The organism is Ensifer sp. D2-11, assembly GCF_054161295.1.
Genome location: NZ_CP096433.1, coordinates 697,274 through 714,586, shown reverse-complemented (window position 1 = coordinate 714,586; position 17,313 = coordinate 697,274). Strand labels below are relative to the sequence as shown.

21 protein-coding genes are annotated in these 17,313 nt (G+C 62.5%); 13 read left to right on the top strand and 8 right to left on the bottom strand.

The features are described from left to right. Window positions 1–474 precede the first annotated feature (474 nt). Window positions 475–690 carry a cold-shock protein gene (locus tag M1D34_RS03410; protein ID WP_003532915.1) on the top strand — a complete coding sequence of 72 codons (216 nt, stop codon included), beginning with the start codon at window positions 475–477 and terminating at the stop codon, window positions 688–690. A 143-nt stretch (window positions 691–833) separates the two neighbouring features. Continuing rightward, window positions 834–1,259 carry a BA14K family protein gene (locus tag M1D34_RS03405; protein ID WP_003532907.1) on the top strand — a complete coding sequence of 142 codons (426 nt, stop codon included), beginning with the start codon at window positions 834–836 and terminating at the stop codon, window positions 1,257–1,259. Between the two features lie 70 nt (window positions 1,260–1,329). On the opposite strand, the gene M1D34_RS03400 is transcribed toward M1D34_RS03405, so the two are convergent. Continuing rightward, window positions 1,330–1,971, bottom strand: a complete 642-nt coding sequence (locus M1D34_RS03400) for an MBL fold metallo-hydrolase (protein ID WP_003532905.1) — start codon at window positions 1,969–1,971, stop codon at window positions 1,330–1,332. Between the two features lie 109 nt (window positions 1,972–2,080). Beyond that, on the bottom strand, window positions 2,081–2,236 hold the full coding sequence (locus tag M1D34_RS03395) for a hypothetical protein (protein ID WP_127541316.1): 156 nt from the start codon (window positions 2,234–2,236) through the stop codon (window positions 2,081–2,083). A gap of 221 nt (window positions 2,237–2,457) precedes the next feature. Between M1D34_RS03395 and M1D34_RS03390 the strand changes: the two genes are divergently transcribed. The 5 genes from M1D34_RS03390 to M1D34_RS03370 all read left to right on the top strand — a co-directional run bounded on the left by M1D34_RS03390 (window position 2,458) and on the right by M1D34_RS03370 (window position 6,769). Next, complete coding sequence (locus M1D34_RS03390; protein WP_164819143.1) at window positions 2,458–3,087, top strand: DUF1236 domain-containing protein; 630 nt, start codon at window positions 2,458–2,460, stop codon at window positions 3,085–3,087. Window positions 3,088–3,411: 324 nt separating this feature from the next. Continuing rightward, window positions 3,412–3,678, top strand: a complete 267-nt coding sequence (locus tag M1D34_RS03385) for a hypothetical protein (protein WP_010969864.1) — start codon at window positions 3,412–3,414, stop codon at window positions 3,676–3,678. Between the two features lie 153 nt (window positions 3,679–3,831). Next, window positions 3,832–4,347 (top strand): MarR family winged helix-turn-helix transcriptional regulator, encoded by a 516-nt coding sequence (locus tag M1D34_RS03380; RefSeq protein ID WP_017263267.1) that lies wholly within the window; start codon window positions 3,832–3,834, stop codon window positions 4,345–4,347. A 300-nt stretch (window positions 4,348–4,647) separates the two neighbouring features. Next, on the top strand, window positions 4,648–5,352 hold the full coding sequence (locus M1D34_RS03375) for a response regulator (protein ID WP_003532900.1): 705 nt from the start codon (window positions 4,648–4,650) through the stop codon (window positions 5,350–5,352). A 34-nt stretch (window positions 5,353–5,386) separates the two neighbouring features. Beyond that, window positions 5,387–6,769 carry an ATP-binding protein gene (locus M1D34_RS03370; protein ID WP_003532899.1) on the top strand — a complete coding sequence of 461 codons (1,383 nt, stop codon included), beginning with the start codon at window positions 5,387–5,389 and terminating at the stop codon, window positions 6,767–6,769. Window positions 6,770–6,781: 12 nt separating this feature from the next. On the opposite strand, the gene M1D34_RS03365 is transcribed toward M1D34_RS03370, so the two are convergent. The 4 genes from M1D34_RS03365 to M1D34_RS03350 all read right to left on the bottom strand — a co-directional run bounded on the left by M1D34_RS03365 (window position 6,782) and on the right by M1D34_RS03350 (window position 9,315). Next, window positions 6,782–7,123, bottom strand: coding sequence for a tRNA-binding protein (locus M1D34_RS03365; protein ID WP_010969865.1), 342 nt, complete (start codon window positions 7,121–7,123; stop codon window positions 6,782–6,784). 107 nt (window positions 7,124–7,230) lie between these two features. Beyond that, a complete protein-coding gene (gene proC, locus M1D34_RS03360; RefSeq protein ID WP_318853459.1) occupies window positions 7,231–8,049 on the bottom strand; it encodes a pyrroline-5-carboxylate reductase in 819 nt (272 codons plus the stop codon). 1 nt (window position 8,050) lies between these two features. Next, window positions 8,051–8,551: a type III secretion system chaperone family protein gene (locus M1D34_RS03355; RefSeq protein ID WP_003532890.1), complete on the bottom strand. Its 501-nt coding sequence runs from the start codon at window positions 8,549–8,551 to the stop codon at window positions 8,051–8,053. A 476-nt stretch (window positions 8,552–9,027) separates the two neighbouring features. Further along, window positions 9,028–9,315, bottom strand: a complete 288-nt coding sequence (locus tag M1D34_RS03350; RefSeq protein WP_010969867.1) for an accessory factor UbiK family protein — start codon at window positions 9,313–9,315, stop codon at window positions 9,028–9,030. Between the two features lie 285 nt (window positions 9,316–9,600). Here M1D34_RS03350 and lgt point away from each other — a divergent pair, with 285 nt between their 5' ends. From lgt to M1D34_RS03320, 6 genes are all read left to right on the top strand, one after another. Further along, complete coding sequence (gene lgt, locus M1D34_RS03345) at window positions 9,601–10,443, top strand: prolipoprotein diacylglyceryl transferase (RefSeq protein ID WP_010969868.1); 843 nt, start codon at window positions 9,601–9,603, stop codon at window positions 10,441–10,443. Window positions 10,444–10,454: 11 nt separating this feature from the next. Next, window positions 10,455–11,558, top strand: coding sequence for a class I SAM-dependent methyltransferase (locus tag M1D34_RS03340; RefSeq protein ID WP_498780648.1), 1,104 nt, complete (start codon window positions 10,455–10,457; stop codon window positions 11,556–11,558). Between the two features lie 161 nt (window positions 11,559–11,719). Next, window positions 11,720–12,514 (top strand): peptidoglycan editing factor PgeF, encoded by a 795-nt coding sequence (gene pgeF, locus M1D34_RS03335; protein ID WP_010969870.1) that lies wholly within the window; start codon window positions 11,720–11,722, stop codon window positions 12,512–12,514. A gap of 1 nt (window position 12,515) precedes the next feature. After that, on the top strand, window positions 12,516–13,667 hold the full coding sequence (locus M1D34_RS03330; protein ID WP_498780646.1) for a M24 family metallopeptidase: 1,152 nt from the start codon (window positions 12,516–12,518) through the stop codon (window positions 13,665–13,667). 147 nt (window positions 13,668–13,814) lie between these two features. After that, window positions 13,815–14,693, top strand: a complete 879-nt coding sequence (locus M1D34_RS03325) for a hypothetical protein (RefSeq protein ID WP_498780644.1) — start codon at window positions 13,815–13,817, stop codon at window positions 14,691–14,693. 284 nt (window positions 14,694–14,977) lie between these two features. Beyond that, the gene (locus M1D34_RS03320; RefSeq protein ID WP_003532875.1) at window positions 14,978–15,910 is read left to right on the top strand and encodes a ribose-phosphate pyrophosphokinase; all 933 of its coding nucleotides are present in this window, start codon (window positions 14,978–14,980) and stop codon (window positions 15,908–15,910) included. 40 nt (window positions 15,911–15,950) lie between these two features. Here the strand turns inward: M1D34_RS03320 and M1D34_RS03315 are convergent, their stop codons facing one another. Then, the gene (locus M1D34_RS03315; RefSeq protein WP_498780642.1) at window positions 15,951–16,781 is read right to left on the bottom strand and encodes an isocitrate lyase/PEP mutase family protein; all 831 of its coding nucleotides are present in this window, start codon (window positions 16,779–16,781) and stop codon (window positions 15,951–15,953) included. 73 nt (window positions 16,782–16,854) lie between these two features. Beyond that, window positions 16,855–17,232, bottom strand: a complete 378-nt coding sequence (locus M1D34_RS03310; protein WP_003532871.1) for a DUF779 domain-containing protein — start codon at window positions 17,230–17,232, stop codon at window positions 16,855–16,857. Window positions 17,233–17,313: the final 81 nt, after the last annotated feature.

The following is a 17,313-nucleotide window of genomic DNA, read 5'->3' as shown; positions in this document are numbered from 1 at the left end:
GCGATATCAGGCGCTTGGACCGGGAAACCAGGCTGCACAAAGTTGCGGCATACCCATGAGCGACGGAATTTGGCGCAAATGATCCTGCCGCGCCCCAATCTTTTGTCGAAAAGCTTTGAATTCAACAGCTTGCAATGCTTTTTGAATACGCGAGTCAAAACGACCAACTGACCTCTTTTTGAGCAATGAGAAGACGCAATACCTCGTCAGAAAAGTTTTGCTTGCCAATTCAAAATAAACCCATCACTCTTACTGTGTTCGGGCAATCTGCGAACACGGGAAGATCTTGAATAAAAGCGGGCCGGAGACGCAACCCACTCCGGGCGGCCAACGGGGGGAGGCTGTTATTCCTTCCTGCGGCTGGTCGCGATAACCAGGACCCTTTCCTCAATTGTCGAGAACTGCCCCCACGCCCATATCGGGCAAAACTGCAATGCTGCCCGCAACGCGGGTGGAGAGAAAAGGACCTGACGCATGGCCGAGACTGGCACTGTAAAATTCTTCAACACAGACAAGGGCTTTGGCTTCATCAAGCCTGAAAACGGTGGCGCGGACATCTTCGTTCATATTTCTGCCGTGCAGGCCTCGGGCCTGAGCGGTCTCACGGAAAACCAGAAGGTGTCCTTCGACACCGAGCCGGATCGCCGCGGCAAGGGACCGAAGGCGGTCAACCTGCAGATCGTCGGCTAACGCTGTTCTCTGCTGAAAGTTAAGTTCGAGCCCGGCAGTTTTGCCGGGTTTTTTCGTTCAGGCTCCGTTCAGTTTGGCTTATATAGACTTTGTTCATCATGAAATCCGGAAACCATCCGGTCGCATGCATAGGATTGAAGCCCATGAACAAATTCATCAAAGCAGCCGTCCTGTCGGTCGCCGCGGCCGCCATCGTTATCCCGACCTTCGGCACCGCCCAGGCAGGGCACCGCCATCGCAATAACGACGATGCATGGGTAGCGGGCGCAGTTGGCTTGGCCGCGGGCGCGCTCATCGGCAGCGCGATCGCCTCGCCGCCGCCGCCGCGCTATTACGGCGAGCGGGTCTATATCGATCCGGAGCCCGACTATTACGAGCCCCGCCCCGTCTATCGTCCGCGCCCGGTTTATCGGCCCGTCTATCGTCCGGTGGCGGTCGAGACCTACGGCCTCGAGCCCTGGACACCGGCTTGGTATCGCTATTGTTCGCAGCGCTATCGCTCGTTCAATCCGGACAGCGGAACCTTCGTCGGCTATGACGGCCGCAGCCATTTCTGCAACGCCGGCTGAAAGCCGCCGCGTACGAACCGAAAGGGCGCATGACTGGAGAAGTCATGCGCCCTTTTCATTTTCGCACCGGTCAAAGACCGCGCAGAAACGGATTGGTGCGCCGCTCTTCGCCGATCTGCCCGCCCGGGCCGTGGCCGCAGATGAAGCCCACATTGTCCCCGAGTGGCAGTATCTTGTCCCGGATCGAATCCAGAAGCTGCTGATGATTGCCGCCCGGCAGGTCGGTACGGCCGATTGAGCCGTGAAAAAGCACGTCGCCGACATGGGCGAAATTTTGTGCCCGGTTGAAATAGACCACATGACCGGGCGCATGGCCGGGGCAATGCAAGACCTCGAAAACGTGGTCGCCGAAGGAGACGGTATCGCCCTCTTCAAGCCAGCGGTCCGGCACGACGTTCTGAACCTTCATCGCGAGGCCGAAGCGCTCCGCCTGATCCTCCAGCCGTTCGAGCAGCGGCAGGTCGTCCTTGTGGGGTCCGACAATGTCGAGCCCCAGTGCTTCTTTCAATTCCTTGGCGCCGCCGGCGTGATCGATATGGCCGTGTGTGAGCCAGATAGCCTTCAACGCGATGCCGTTTTCGCGGATCGTCTGCAGGATGATGTCGACGTCGCCGCCGGGATCGACGACCACGCCTTCCTTGGTCTCGCTATCGAACAGGACCGTACAGTTCTGCTCGAAATGCGTTACCGGGATAATGCCTGCCTGTAACATCGGACCATGCCTCGCTCTTGCTCGTGAGGTGGCCTGGAAGTGAGAAGCCCTTCCCGATCCAGGCCGTTTTCCCAGCTATAGCGATAAGCGAGCGGTATGACAGCGCAAATCAGCGCAGTGCCACGATTTCCGAAGCCGGCGGCGAATATTGCACCGTCGCGAGCAGCAGCACCGAAACCACGAGCTTCGCTGTCACGACGACCACCACCAGCGGACGCAACCGCTTGGCAGCAAGCTTGGCATCTTCCGATAACTCACCTTGCATCTCGTCACTCCCGGCTGGAAGCCAGCCTGTGTCGGGCAGAAATCGATAAATCGGCCGCGCATTGCCCGCGAACAATATAGGGAAGACTTCGTCAGCTTCCGTCAGCCCTGGCAACGCTTGGCGACGGCAATATGTTTCATCCTCACATTTCGTGATGTCACGGGGGGAACATCCCTGAGCCGCGGCGCGTTCTGGCCTGCAAATGAAAGAGGAGCAAGATGATGAAGACTCTCTCTCCGACTCTGTTCAAAGCGGCCCCGCTCAGAGCGGCTTTGGCAGCCGGTGCGATGCTCGCCGCCATTCCCGCAGCCTATGCCGAAATGAGCGCAACGACGCTGACGGACCTTAATGTGCGTGCCGGACCGGGCCCCCAATACCCTGCGGTCGGCGTCGCCACACGCGGCAGCGCTGCCGTGCTCGATGGCTGCATGGAGGGAAGCAACTGGTGCCGCATAGATGTCAACGGCCTGCGCGGCTGGGCTTACGCCCGTTACCTGGCGACGGACATGGGCGGCACGACCGCCATTATCCAGGAGCGCCGCACGGAACTCTCGGTCCCTACGGTCGCCTATGAGGGCGAGACCGTGGTGGCGCCGTCCGAACCGCTCGAACTGGTGGGTCCGGTCGAGGAGGTCGAAGCGGTGACTCCGCCTCCCACGGTGCGCACCTATATCACCGAGAATCCGGTCGACACCGTCTATGTAGAGGGCGAAGCCGTGGTCGGCGCCACGCTGCCGAACACGGTGGCCGTCCAGCCCATTCCTGATTACGAGTATCAGTACGTGACCATCAATGGCCAGCCCGTCCTTGTCGATCCGGGCACAAGAAGGGTCGTCTACGTCTATCGCTGAGCGTCAGCGAAAAGGGAAAAGGCATGGTGGCGCAGCGTCAATTGCAGAACGCTGCGTCACGGCGAATCACCCGTCCAAAACGCGCCGAGAGTAGAGGGCACGAGTGGTGCGGCTTCGCGGCTCCTCGTGCCCTCTCGCGCGCCCCGAAACGAATTCCCGAAACAACTCAAACGACTATCCCCCAGCCCCGCTTCCGGATCGTCACCTGTGGCCGACACCAGTGGTGGCAAAATTGACAAATCTCCCCTTCAGCTTCAACCTTCCCGTGCCGGGTTGTCCGGTATGTCGCGGCTCTGGATGAGGGGTCGCAGGACGGAGGGATCGATGGAAGCATTAGTGCCTATCATTACCCAGTTGATTGCGGGGGCAGCTGGCGGAAACGCGGCCAGCGCCATGCTGAAGCAGCAGGCATTCGGAGTCGTGGCACGCACGATCGTCGGAGCCATCGGCGGCCTCGGCGGCGGGTTCCTGATCCAGATGCTTGGTGGAGAGGCCGCCGCGACCGGTCTGGCCATGCAGGCCATCGGCGCCCTCATCGGCGGCGGCGTTCTCAACGGCATTGTCGGGCAGTTCGTCGGCAAGCAGGCGTGAGCCTTCAGGCGATATCCATCGCAAGGCAAAAGGCGGCTGCGGCCGCCTTTTCTGCGTATCGCCGAGGCGCGATATGCGTAAATTTGCACGTCTTCGATCTGGATGCCTGCGACTCGATGGAAATATGTCAACCAAACTGACATATATTGCGGTATGTTTCGAACGGCATTTCGATTGAAAGGATATGACCGCGTGGTCGGCCAGATCAGGGACAAGAGCATAAGCGACAGCGCTGGCGAAGATGTGGACACGATAGATTTCGAGATCATCGAGCTGCTTTTCTTTGCCTATCGCGACTTCACCGGCGACCCGGACGCCATTCTCGAGAAGAGCGGATTCGGCCGCGCGCATCATCGCGTCGTGCATTTCGTCAACCGCGAACCCGGCATGACGGTCGCGGATCTTCTTGAAACGCTGAAGATCACCAAGCAGAGCCTTGCCCGCGTCCTCAAGCAGTTGATCGATTCCGGCTATATCCGGCAGGTGACCGGTCCCGAAGACCGGCGGCAGCGCATGCTCTACACGACACCGGACGGCCAGGCCCTGGCGCGGGCGCTTGCCGAGCCACAGTCCCGCCGCATAGCCGATGCATTGGCAAAGGCCGGACCGGGTGCGCGGGAAACCGTGAAGCGGTTTCTCGCCAATATGATGAATGACGTTGCGGGCTGATCCACTGCATGTTTCGTTTGATCCTCGCCCATTGAAGGAGAAAAACATGCAGCGGCTTAAGTGCTACAGCGGCCATTGCGCGTCCGCCGGACGTGCGGCACTGCAGGGAAGGCGCCCGAGAGTCACACAACGATTCAAAATGTTACGCGACCTGTGCGCGTCTGATTGGACGTCGGCTCGTCGTTCGTGGCAAAACGGGTAGCCCCTTGAATGAGAATGGGTGACCGCGGCGCATGTGCTGCACGGTCTCCGGCATTTTTGGCGCAGCCTTTCCGGCTTGACCGGCAATGAGGGTACCGAATGATGATAGCAAAGGCGACAGTCTCCGACGATGCGGCGCATCTTCTGGTCGTCGACGATGACCGGCGCATCCGCGACCTGCTCAACCGCTATCTGGTCGAACAGGGATTTCGCGTAACGACGGCAGCCGATGCCGACGAGGCCCGGCGAAAGCTGATAGGCATCGATTTCGATCTTCTGGTCGTCGACGTGATGATGCCGGGGGAAAGCGGCATCGCTCTGACGCAAAGTCTCAGGCAGATCAAGTCCGTGCCGATCATCATGCTGACGGCCCTGGCGGAGGCGAATTCGCGTATCGAAGGGCTGGAGGCGGGCGCCGACGACTACCTGCCGAAGCCTTTCGAGCCGCGCGAACTCGTGCTCCGCATCAACAACATTCTGCGCCGCAACCAGCCGACACAGACACACAAGGTCGATCAGGTTATTTTCGGGCCCTACACCTTCTCGGTAGTGCGCAAGGAACTGCGCCGCGGGGCCGACCATATTCGCCTCACCGACCGTGAGCAGGAGATCATGACGCTGTTTTCGCAGCGCGCCGGCGAAACCATTCCGCGCCACGAGCTGATCGGCGACGACGCGGAGGTCGGCGAGCGCACGATCGACGTGCAGATAAACCGGCTAAGGCGTAAAATCGAGGACGATCCTTCCAACCCCGTATGGCTGCAGACCGTTCGCGGCATCGGTTACCGGCTGAGCGTTGACTGACGATGGGCCAGAAACGAGGGCCGGATCAAGGGCCATGGCAAGCTTTGACGGTTTGAAGCGCGAAGGAACGACACCCGCGGACGGCGGCTGGAAGCGCGTGGTCCGCTGGCTGCGGCGCCGGCTGCCGATGGGTCTTTACGCGCGCTCGATTCTGATCGTCGTCATCCCGATGGTGCTGCTACAGTCCGTGGTCGCCTTCGTGTTCATGGAGCGGCACTGGCAACTCGTCACCCAGCGCCTCTCCTCGGCGGTGACCAACGACATCGCCGCCATCGTCGACCTGATCACGACCTTCCCGCGGGAGGGCGATATCGACCAGATCGTCCGCATCGCCCGCGATCAGCTCGACCTCAACATAACCGTCGAGCCGGGCGGAGAGCTGCCGCCGCCGCGTCCCAAGCCCTTCTTCGAAATCCTCGACCAGATCCTCAGCGAGGAGATTTCGGACCAGATCCGGCGTCCCTTCTGGATCGATACCGTCGGCAATTCGAAGATCGTGGAAATCCGGATCAAGCTTGAAGACGACCGCATTCTCAGGGTCTATGCCCGCCGCAATCAGGCCTATGCATCGAACACACACATCTTCCTCGTCTGGATGGTCGGCGCATCGCTCGTCTTGCTGACGATCGCCATTCTCTTCCTGCGCGGGCAGATCAGGCCGATCCTGGCGCTGGCAAGCGCAGCGGAGAGCTTCGGCAAGGGACAGAAGATCGACGATTTCGCACCGCGGGGTGCCAATGAAATCCGGCGCGCCGGTCTCGCCTTCATCCTGATGCGCGAGCGGATCGAGCGCCAGATCGAACAGCGCACCGCGATGCTGACCGGCGTCAGCCACGACTTGAGGACGATCCTGACCCGGTTCAAGCTGCAGCTGGCACTTGTGGGCAACAATCCGGACCTCGAGAGCCTCAACCAGGACGTTGAGGACATGCAGAACATGCTGGAAGGCTATCTCGCCTTCGCCCGAGGAGACGCGGAAGAGGATGTCGGCCGGCTGAAACTCAGCGATCTGATGGCCAGGCTTGCGGCGGAGGCGGAGCTGTATGGCAAGACGCTGACAACCGCGATCCAGGGCGAGAACGAAATTCACGTGAGGCCGAACGCCTTCACGCGGCTCGTCTCCAACCTCGCGTCCAACGCCTATCGCTATGCGAACACCGTGCACATCGAGGCGCGCCAGAGCGCGAAATGGTTGACCATCACCGTCGATGACGACGGACCGGGCATTCCCGAACGGTCACGCGAAGACGTGTTCAAACCGTTCTTCCGCCTGGACGAGGCCCGCAATCTCGACAGTTCCGGCACCGGCCTCGGCCTCGCCGTTGCCCGCGACATCGCCCGCAGCCATGGCGGCAATGTCACGCTCGCAGACAGCCCCCTCGGCGGCCTGCGAGCGACGGTGCGTGTGCCGACGTAAATACGGGGAAGATCACATCAACTTCTTGCCGTTCGGCACCGGCTTGTCGGTGGATGCGAGCACGATCGCGCCGGCCTCGTCTTCGAAGCCGAGCGTGAGCACCTCGGAACGAACGGGGCCGATCTGGCGCGGCGGAAAATTGACGACACCCAGAACCTGCCTGCCGACGAGTTCCTCGGGCCTGTAGTGCACCGTGATTTGCGCGGAGGATTTCTTGATGCCGATGTCAGGGCCGAAATCGATCTTGAGCTTGATTGCCGGCTTGCGTGCCTCGGGAAAGGGCTCCGCCTCTACGATTGTACCGACACGAATGTCGACGCGCTCGAAATCGGCATAGGAAATGATTTCGGTCATGAATGTTCCCCGGATCACGTCGATGGGCCGATTCGACATACGACCAAAAGCGTGAACGATTGCGACAACTTCAGAGTGAATTGCGGGACACGCTGTCTCGCCAGGAATTACCCGGCCAGCTCTTCCGCGCGCTTGCGCGCCGCCGCAACGGCCCGGTCGAAGAGCGGCTGCATGCCGTCATCCGCCATCAATACCGCCAGCGCAGCCGCCGTGGTACCGCCGGGCGAAGTGACGTTCTGCCGCAGGCGCGCTGCATCGTCGGGGGACTGATGGAGGAGTTCACCAGCCCCCGCGACGGTTTCCCGAGCAAGACGCATGGCTAGGTCCGCCTCGAGTCCGGCCTTGCGCCCGGCCTCCGCCATGCACTCGACGAGATAGAAGACATAGGCCGGGCCGCTGCCGGAGACGGCGGTCACGGCATCGATATCCGCTTCGCTCCCGACCCATTCGACCGGGCCGCTGACCTTCAGCAGATCATGCACCAGCGCCCGCTGGGCCTCGCTGACGCGAGCATTCGCGAAGGCGCCGGTCACACCGCGTCCGATCATGGCCGGCGTATTCGGCATGGCGCGCACCGTCGCCGCCTCACCCAGGTGCCGCTCGATGAAACCCAGCGTCTTGCCGGCGGCCACTGAAACGATCACGGTTTGCGGACCGACGAGCCCTTTCAGGGGTGGCAGCACCGTTTCCATCACCTGCGGCTTGACCGCGAGGAAGATCGCGCCCGCCTTACCGCCCGCCGGAGCGGAGGTCGCATGTTGCACACCGCTATCCGCCAGGAGCTTTGCCATCGCCGGTGACGGGCCCGGATCGATGACGAGAACGTCGCTGCTACGCACTCCGCTTTTCAGCCAGCCCGCGAGCATGGCGCCGCCCATATTGCCGGCGCCGACGAGCACGATCGGACCCGAAACGGCAATGCTCACTTCATGCCTCCCCAACGGTCTCGAACAATACCGCGTCGACCGCGCGCTGCGCATCCATGCCCGACCAAACGACGAACTGGAACGCCTGGAAATAGGACTCGCAGGCGTCGAGCGCGTTCGAAAGGAGCACCTCGACCTGCTGGTTCGTCGGTTCCGCTCCACCGGCGAGCAACAGAGATTGCCGGAAGATGATGACTTCTTCTTGGCGCCAAAGATCGAAATGACCCATCAGCACCTGACCGTTGATGTGGGACAGAAGCCGGATCACCTCGTTTGCGCGGCTGTCCGGCACCTTGATGTCGAAGGCGCACGCCAGATGCAGCGCCTCGAACTCCTCCATCCAGGAAAAGGAAACATGGTAGTCCGCCCACCTGCCTTCGACGGTCATGGCGATCTCGTCTTCGCCGGATCGCTCGAAGGACCAGTCATTGTTCGCGGCAACGAACTCGATCATATCGACCGGGTTGGACTGGCGCTCGGCTTCCATTTCCAAAAGGCTCATGCATCACCCTAAAGGCGCGGCTAAGGCGCGCAAAGTCACGCTTACAGGACGCAACACTGCAAACCCAGTACCGGATACGAACACACTATGATTGCTGGACCTGCGACTATCCTGGCTTACTTACCCTGCCCGGAGCTTGCATGGTCCGTGTCGAATCATCATTTAAAATCAGTGTATAACGGCAGAGTCAGCGTGCCAGCCCCTGAGCCTAAAAATTGCCGGGAAGAATAGCGCCCCGCGCTATGATTCTGATTCAGCGCGGCTGCTTAAACGACTCTGCGATAAAGGTTTTTTGCCAGTGTCCACAGGTGGAAAACTTTTCAGTTTTTGTTAACCGTGACGCCAGCGAAGTGAAATGCGTCGGGCGACGGCGGGGTGACCGATTGGCCCCGCGCCGCATCCGCCTCCGTGAGAACCGCAAAGGCACGCGGTTCGATGGTCGACGACGATCGAAGGCCGGCGTGAGGCAGGTTCTTTTACTTGCCCGTCGTGATGTCGGCGGCCGCCGGACCGGTCGCGGCCAAACGTGCTTCCAGCGCTTCGATGCGAGCAAGGAGAGCGTCGTTTTCGTCCCGTGCCCGTGCGGCCATCTCCTTGACCGCTTCGAACTCCTCGCGCTTCACGACATCGAGCGAATTCAGCCAGTTTTCGGTTTGCGCCCGGAATGCCGCCTCGACCTCGCGCCGCACCCCTTGGGCCGCGCCCGCCGCATCCGTCATCAGCCGGGCGAGATCATCGAGAATACGGTTGGCGCCTGTGCTCATCTTTCCGGTCTCCATTTCCATCCCGCCACATGCGGCGGAGCTCATGATTTCAGGTAGGGTCCCCGGAGTGAGGATGCAAGGAAAATGACGTCCGCGACGCCGCTCATCGTTCTCCAGGACCCTTGAATTCGCGATGAGGCAATGGGGCAGTATAGCGCGCTGCGGCTACCTTTCTACGTTCGAAAGAGGCTGGAGCGTCGTTGCGTGGCGGCAGCGGGTGCTTGACCGCGCCGGATTCGCTCGTCATGTTCCGCCGAAATCATCGGTCCGGCACGAGAGAAGACCTTGGAAACAATCGCGACCCGCCTCGCCATCCTACCCTTCCCCGAAATCGACCCCGTCATCTTCACGATAGGGCCGCTCGCCGTGCGCTGGTACGGGCTGGCCTATGTCGCGGGTATACTGCTCGGATGGCTCTATGCGCGCCGCATAATCCAGAACGCTTCGCTCTGGCGCAACGGCACCGCCCCCTTCAACCTGGCACAGCTCGACGACTTCCTGCTCTGGGCGGCCGGCGGCATCGTGCTTGGCGGGCGCATCGGCTACATCCTCTTCTACGATCTCGGCTCCATCCTCGAGAATCCCGTCCGCGCGATCCAGATCTGGAACGGCGGCATGTCCTTCCATGGGGGCCTTCTCGGCACGACCCTGGCGATAATCATCTTTGCGCGAAGGAACGCGATCCCCCTCTGGAGCCTGTTCGACGTCGTGGCAGCAGTGGTGCCGATCGGGCTCTTCTTCGGGCGCATCGCCAATTTCATCAATGGAGAACTCTGGGGCCGCCTGTCCTCGATGCCCTGGGCGGTCGTCTTCCCGACGGGAGGCCCCTTCGCCCGTCATCCGAGTCAGCTTTACGAGGCGGCCCTGGAGGGCATTGTGCTTCTCGTCGTGCTCGCCTGGTTCGTCTATCGCCGCAGAGCCTTGAAAATGCCCGGCCTCGTCACCGGCATCTTCGTCTGCGGCTATGCCGCGAGCCGCATTTTCGTGGAGTTCTTCCGCGAACCGGACGCACAGATCGGCTATCTTGCCGGAGACTGGCTTACCATGGGCATGGTGCTTTCACTGCCGATGGCACTGGTCGGTATCTGGGCCATTGCGCGGGCGCGCAGCGCGGCTGCCGCCGCTTGACTGGACAAGTCATGACGAATCCTCTCGCCGACAAGATCGAGGCGCTGATCCGGACCAACGGGCCGATCAGCGTGACCGACTATTTCTCCCTCTGCCTTGCCGATCCGCAGCACGGCTATTATCGCGTCCGCGAACCGTTCGGACGGGCGGGCGACTTCACCACCGCGCCGGAGATCAGCCAGCTCTTCGGGGAGATGATCGGCATATTCCTCGTGCATGCATGGCAGCAGCACGGCACGCCTGAGGACGCGATTATCGCCGAGATCGGTCCGGGCCGCGGCACGATGATGTCCGACATGCTCCGCGTCATCCGGCGGCTGGCGCCGGCACTGTACCGGACAGCGACCGTTCATCTCGTCGAAACCAGCGACCGGCTTCGCAGGCTGCAGGCCGAGACCTTGGCCGAACACGAAGGCAAGGTCCGCTGGCATGAGAGCTTCGACAGCCTCCCCTCCGGATTCCTGCTCCTGGCTGCGAACGAACTTTTCGACGCAATTCCGATCCGTCAGTTCGTGCGGACCGCACAAGGGTTTCGTGAGCGCATGGTCGGCCTCGATGCGGAGGGCCGATTGACCTTTGCTGCAGGCATTGCCGGCATTGATCCCGCATTGCTGCCCTCTCCCGCGCCAGCCATCGCGGAAGGCACGATCTTCGAGATCTCCCCCGCCCGCGACGCGGTGATGGCCGCGCTCTGCGAGCGCCTCCGCGCCGGCGGCGGCACGGCGATCATTATCGACTACGGCCATCTGGCAACCGGCTACGGCGACACGCTGCAGGCCGTCCGCAATCACGAATATGATCCGCCGCTTGCCAATCCCGGTCTCGCCGACCTGACCAGCCACGTCGATTTCGAGCAATTGGCGAGCCGTGCGAAAGCGGAGGGCGTGCAGATCAACGGACTTGCCCGTCAGGGTGATTTCCTGGTCGGCCTCGGCCTCCTGGAACGCGCCTCGACCCTCGGCCGGGACAAGGACGAGACGACTCAGGAAAGCATCCGCGACGATGTCGAGCGGCTTGCGGGCTCCGGCGCGGGAAAGATGGGAGAGCTGTTCAAGGTGCTGGTGGTAAGCAGTCCGGAAGTCGCCTTGGCGCCCTTCCGGAAGAAGGCGTCTTAGCGCCGGCCGTGCGCCGCCTCGGGTCCCTCGCCCCGGCAGGGCGATTGACAGTCCCCGCCTGCCGGGTCAACATCGCGCCGGCAAATCAGCTGCAAGTCGACGGGCCGCAACGCGCCCTCAATTCCAACGAAGCTTAGAAAACACGAGGGCGAAAACACCGAATGCAGGATGATGCCTCGCTATCCCCTGTGCAGAGCCCGCTCTTCGGCGCAAAGGCAGGCCCGGCAATCGCACATGGTTATTTCACGCGCCAGGGAGGGGTCTCCGAGGGCATCTACCGCGGTTTGAATGTCGGTCTCGGCTCGAACGACGAGCGGGAACGGGTCGGCGAGAACCGAGCCCGGGTCGCCCGCTGGTTCGGCGCGGAGCCACGACGGCTTGCCACGGTGCACCAGGTGCATTCGCCGGACGCGATCATCGTCGACGCCGGTTACGACGGCGCGCGGCCGGATGCCGATGCGCTGGTGACGGCAACGCCCGGCATCGTCCTCGGCGTTCTCTCCGCCGATTGCGGCCCGGTCCTTTTCGCCGATCCGGAAGCAGGCGTGATCGGTGCCGCCCATGCCGGATGGAAGGGCGCGCTCGGCGGCGTGCTCGAAAGCACCATCGAGGCTATGATCTCGCTCGGTGCCCGCCGCGAGCGCATCATCGCCTGCCTCGGCCCGTCGATCAGCCGGAGCCACTACGAGGTTGGCCCCGAATTCGTAGCCCGCTTCGTCGCCACTGAGGCAAGCTATGCGTCGTTTTTCACGCCGTCGGGCCGCGACGGCCATGCCATGTTCGACCTTCCCGGATTGACGGTCCGGCGGCTGGCCGAGGCCGGCGTGACTGCGGAAAACCTCGGCATCTGCACCTATGCGGACGAAGACCGCTTCTTCTCCTATCGCCGAACGACGCACAGGCAGGAGCCTGATTACGGGCGGCAGATATCAGCGATTTCCATACGGGAGGTTTGAGATGGCGCTTCATTTCGCCGAAGAAGAATATGCGGCCCGCCTGGCGCGGCTCACGGCCAGGATGCAGGAAGAAAAGCTCGACGCGATACTGCTCTTCGCGCAGGAGAGCATGTACTGGCTGACCGGCTACGACACCTTCGGCTATTGCTTCTTCCAGTCGCTCGTGGTCAAGCGGGATGGTTCGATGGTCCTGCTCACCCGTTCGGCCGACCTGCGCCAGGCGCGTCATACGTCGAACATCGAGCGCATCGAGATATGGGTGGATCGGGTCAATGCCGATCCGGCCATGGACCTCAAGAACCTGCTCAGCGAACTCGATCTCCTCGGCCGCCGCATCGGCGTCGAATACGACACGCACGGCATGACCGGAAGAACGGCGCGCCTCGTCGACCACCAGCTCTCCACTTTCGGGGAACTGGTCGACGCGTCGCTGCTCGTCAGCCGCCTGCGTCTGATCAAGAGCCCGGCGGAGATCGCTCATGTCGAGAAGGCGGCGAGCCTTGCCGACGACGCGCTCGACGCGGCGCTGCCACTCATCCGCCCGGGCGGCAGCGAGGCGGATATCCTCGCGGCCATGCAGGGCGCCGTTTTCGCCGGCGGCGGCGACTATCCGGCCAATGAGTTCATCATCGGTTCCGGGGCCGACGCACTGCTCTGCCGCTACAAGGCGGGCCGGCGCAACCTCGACGCCAATGATCAGCTCACGCTCGAATGGGCCGGTGTCAGCGCCCATTACCATGCGGCGATGATGCGCACGGTCGTGATCGGCGAGCCCACCAACCGTCACCGCGAGCTCTACAGCGCCTGCCGGGAAACGATCCAGGCTATCGAAATGGTGCTTCGACCCGGCAATACGTTCGGGACCGTCTTCGACGTGCATGCCAAGATCATGGACGAGCGCGGCCTTGCCCGGCACCGTCTGAACGCCTGCGGCTATTCGCTCGGCGCACGCTTCTCGCCCTCCTGGATGGAGCACCAGATGTTCCATATCGGCAATCCGCAGGAGATCGAGCCGGACATGTCCCTCTTCGTCCACATGATCATCATGGACTCGGACAGCGGCACCGCCATGACGCTCGGCCAGACCTATCTCACCACGGCCGACACCCCCCGCCCGCTCTCGCGCTACGGCCTGGACTTCATATCTGCGTAAGGAAATCGCCCTATGATTTCCGTCGGAAGTGAAGAACGCGCCGGCGGCTGATCCTGCTGCAGCGACCTTTGCGCGTCCAATAGGGCGCGCCGGCGCTGCAGCCGCCGCATCCGGCGCCGGGATGTTCGAGCGGAGACGGTGGGAACGATGCGCAAGCAGATCAATCCGATCGCAAGCCTTGGCCTTGCCGCAGCCTTGGCCGGCTGCAACACGACAGACGCCCTGATCCCGCAGGTGGACGTGGGCGAAGGCAGTTTCCGCTCCCCTCCGGTGACCCAGTCGGATCTCGACGCCATGTCGGCGCAGACCGCGGTGATGCCGGTGGAAAGCGTGCCGCCGGGCCGCTCGGCCGCCTTCGCGGCGCAGCCGAACATTTCAGGCCCGCCACCGCAGCACGCAGCCGGCAATGTCGGCTATAGCGACTACACCGACCCGGCCGGCACGCTGGAAGGCCAGGCTAACCGTCTCGCCGGCGGTGAAGCACCGGTACAGACGATGCAGCCTCAGGCGGCGCCGACCCAGATCGCTCGGCATGAGGCACCGCCTGTGGAAGAAGCGACGCAAGAGAATGGCGGCGAGCAGCCCACACCGGTCGAAACAACGCAGGCGCCCGCGCAAACGCAGCAAGCCGCCGCATCGCCTGCAGCAGCTACGACGGGCTCGGGCGGAATCCGTTTTCTGCCGATCATCGGCGCGCCGGTCCAGGCAGTCACGCCGCTCTCGAAGCAGCTCGGCGCCTCGGCGCGCAGCCAGGGGCTCGCGATCAAAAGCTCCACCGACAAAACCAGCGACCATATCCTCAAGGGATATTTTTCAGCGCTCAACGACGGCGGCAAGACGACGGTCGTCTATGTCTGGGACATACTCGACGGCAGCGGCAATCGCCTGCACCGCATCCAGGGACAGGACTCCGTTGGAAAGACCGCGGCCGACCCCTGGAGCGCCGTCCCGGCAGAAACGATGGAGGCGATCGCCAGCCAGACGATCGACGCCTATGTCGAATGGCGTCGGTCGACCGCGGGATAGCGCCTCCGCTCGGGCTCCGCTTGCCCGCGTTCTCCGATTTTCGGCCAACCGGCCCGGAATCGCCGTCATCCTGGCCGGCTGACGCAAAGTTTTTCGGATATTGAGCGCTGCGCCGCAGCAATCCCCTTGCATTCACCTTCAAGGACGCTAAAAAGCGGCCGATCAGCTCTGACAGCGGCCGTCCGCAGTGATTGCCCGCAATCGGAATGGCTCACGGAATCTGCGCGGAGAACCCACCCCCCGGACGACCGGACGTGGCCGCGCCAGCTCAAGGCGGACCGTCAATGAAGGTTTTCGCAGGCAATTCGAACCGGCTGCTGGCCGAAGCGATCTGCAACTATCTCAACCTGCCGCTCGGCAAAGCCACAGTAAGGCGCTTCGCCGATCAGGAAATCTTCGTCGAGATCGGCGAGAACGTGCGCGGCGAGGACGTCTTCATCGTCCAGTCGACATCCTTCCCCACGAACGATCATCTGATGGAACTTCTCATCATGATCGACGCGGTTCGTCGCTCCTCAGCTCGCCGCATAACCGCCGTGCTCCCCTATTTCGGCTATGCCCGGCAGGACCGAAAACCCGGTCCTCGCACGCCGATCTCCGCCAAGCTGGTCGCCAATCTCATTACCGAAGCCGGTGCCGACCGCGTTCTGACCCTCGACCTGCACGCCGGCCAGATCCAGGGCTTCTTCGATATCCCGACCGACAACCTCTACGCCATTCCGATCCTGGCGCGAGACGTCAAGGAGAACTACAATCTCAAGAACGTCATGGTCGTTTCGCCGGATGTCGGCGGCGTCGTGCGTGCCCGGGCCCTCGCCAAGCGGCTGGACTGTCTGCTGGCGATCGTCGACAAGCGTCGCGACCGCCCCGGTGAATCGGAAGTCATGAACGTCATCGGCGAAGTCAACGGCAAGGACTGCCTCCTCATCGACGATATCGTCGATTCCGGCGGTACGCTCTGCAACGCCGCCGAGGCACTGCTGAAGAACGGTGCGACCAGCGTCACCGCCTATATCACCCACGGCGTCCTCTCCGGCGGCGCCGTCGCGCGCGTCACGTCCTCGATGCTGAAAGAACTGGTGATCACCGATTCGATCCAGCCGACGACGGCAGTGCAGTCGGCGCACAATATCCGTGTGATCTCGACCGCCGCACTGCTCGGCGAGGCGATCAGCCGCACGAGCCAGGAAGAATCGGTATCGAGCCTGTTCGATTGACGTTTACGACGCCGAGCGTCTCGTCAAGACGCGGCCGGCATCACCTTTTGACGTCCAGCATATATGATGCTGCCTCACGGGCGGGCATGGCACTTTTCGCATAGGTGAAAGTGCCGTGCTCCTTGACCTCTCGTGCCGCGCTCATGAGTGCCGCAAGGGCCGCCCGTGCAAAAGAGCCGCCGACACTGATGCGCTTCACGCCCGCCTCCTGCAGCTGTTCCACTGTGTAGACCTGCCCGGCGAGCCCCATGACCACATTGACCGGGCGTTTGACGGCAGAGCAGACCGTGCGAATCGCTTCGATGTCAGGAAGCCCCGGCGCATAGAGGACATCCGCACCGGCCTCCTCGAATGCGACGAGGCGCCGGATCGTATCGTCGAGGTCAGACCGTCCGCACAGGAAGTTCTCGGCCCGCGCGGTCAGGATAAAGGGGTGCTTGCGGGCTTCCTCCGCGGCGGCGGCAACACGTTCCACGGCCAGGCCGAACTCGAAAACCGGATCGGCGGCATCACCGGTTGCGTCTTCGATCGAGCCACCGACGAGCCCGACGCCTGCCGCCAGCGAAATCGTTTCGGCGCAGCACAGGGGATCCTTGCCGAAGCCGTCCTCCAGATCCGCGGATACAGGCAATTCGGTCGCCTCGACGATATCGCGGGCATTCTGCAATATGACGTCGCGCGAGAGAGCCGCCGCCGAATCCCTCCGGCCGATGGCAAAGGCAAGCCCGGCGCTCGTCGTCGCCAGCGCCTCGAAGCCGACCGCCGCGAGAATGCGCGCAGAACCTGCATCCCAGGGATTGGGAATTACGAAAGCGCCCTCGCGATCGTGCAAGGCGCGGAATTTCAGATGCTTGTCTTGCTGCTTTTCCATGCCCCGTCATCCGCCGTTTGAAGATGACCAGCGATAGCACGAACCGAACAAAAAGCGAACAAATTTCCCGTGGTCAACCGCGGGGCTGCACCAGGCAAACCTCGCCGCCACCGAACAGGCGCGAGCGGGTGAGGAAGCGCTTCTCCCGGCCGTTATCCAGCGAAAACATGCCGCCCCTGCCGGGCACGACGTCGATGATCAGCTGCGTGTGTTTCCAGACCTCGTACTGGCTCGAGCTGATATAGACGGGCACGCCGTCGATCTCGCCGAGCTTCACGTCGTTGTCGCCGACGATGTAATCGTCCGCCGGGTAGCACATGGGCGACGAGCCGTCGCAGCAGCCGCCCGACTGATGAAAGAGTATATCCGGATGATCGCGCCGGATTTCGCGGATGAGGTCGATCGCCGCATCCGTCGCAAGCACGCGCGGCTCCGTTGCACCGTCGCTCAATTTGCATCTCCTCATTCGCAGAAGCCGGAAGGCCCCCGATGAAGCATCGGGAGCCGGCCGGGAGGGATCACGCTGAAGCGG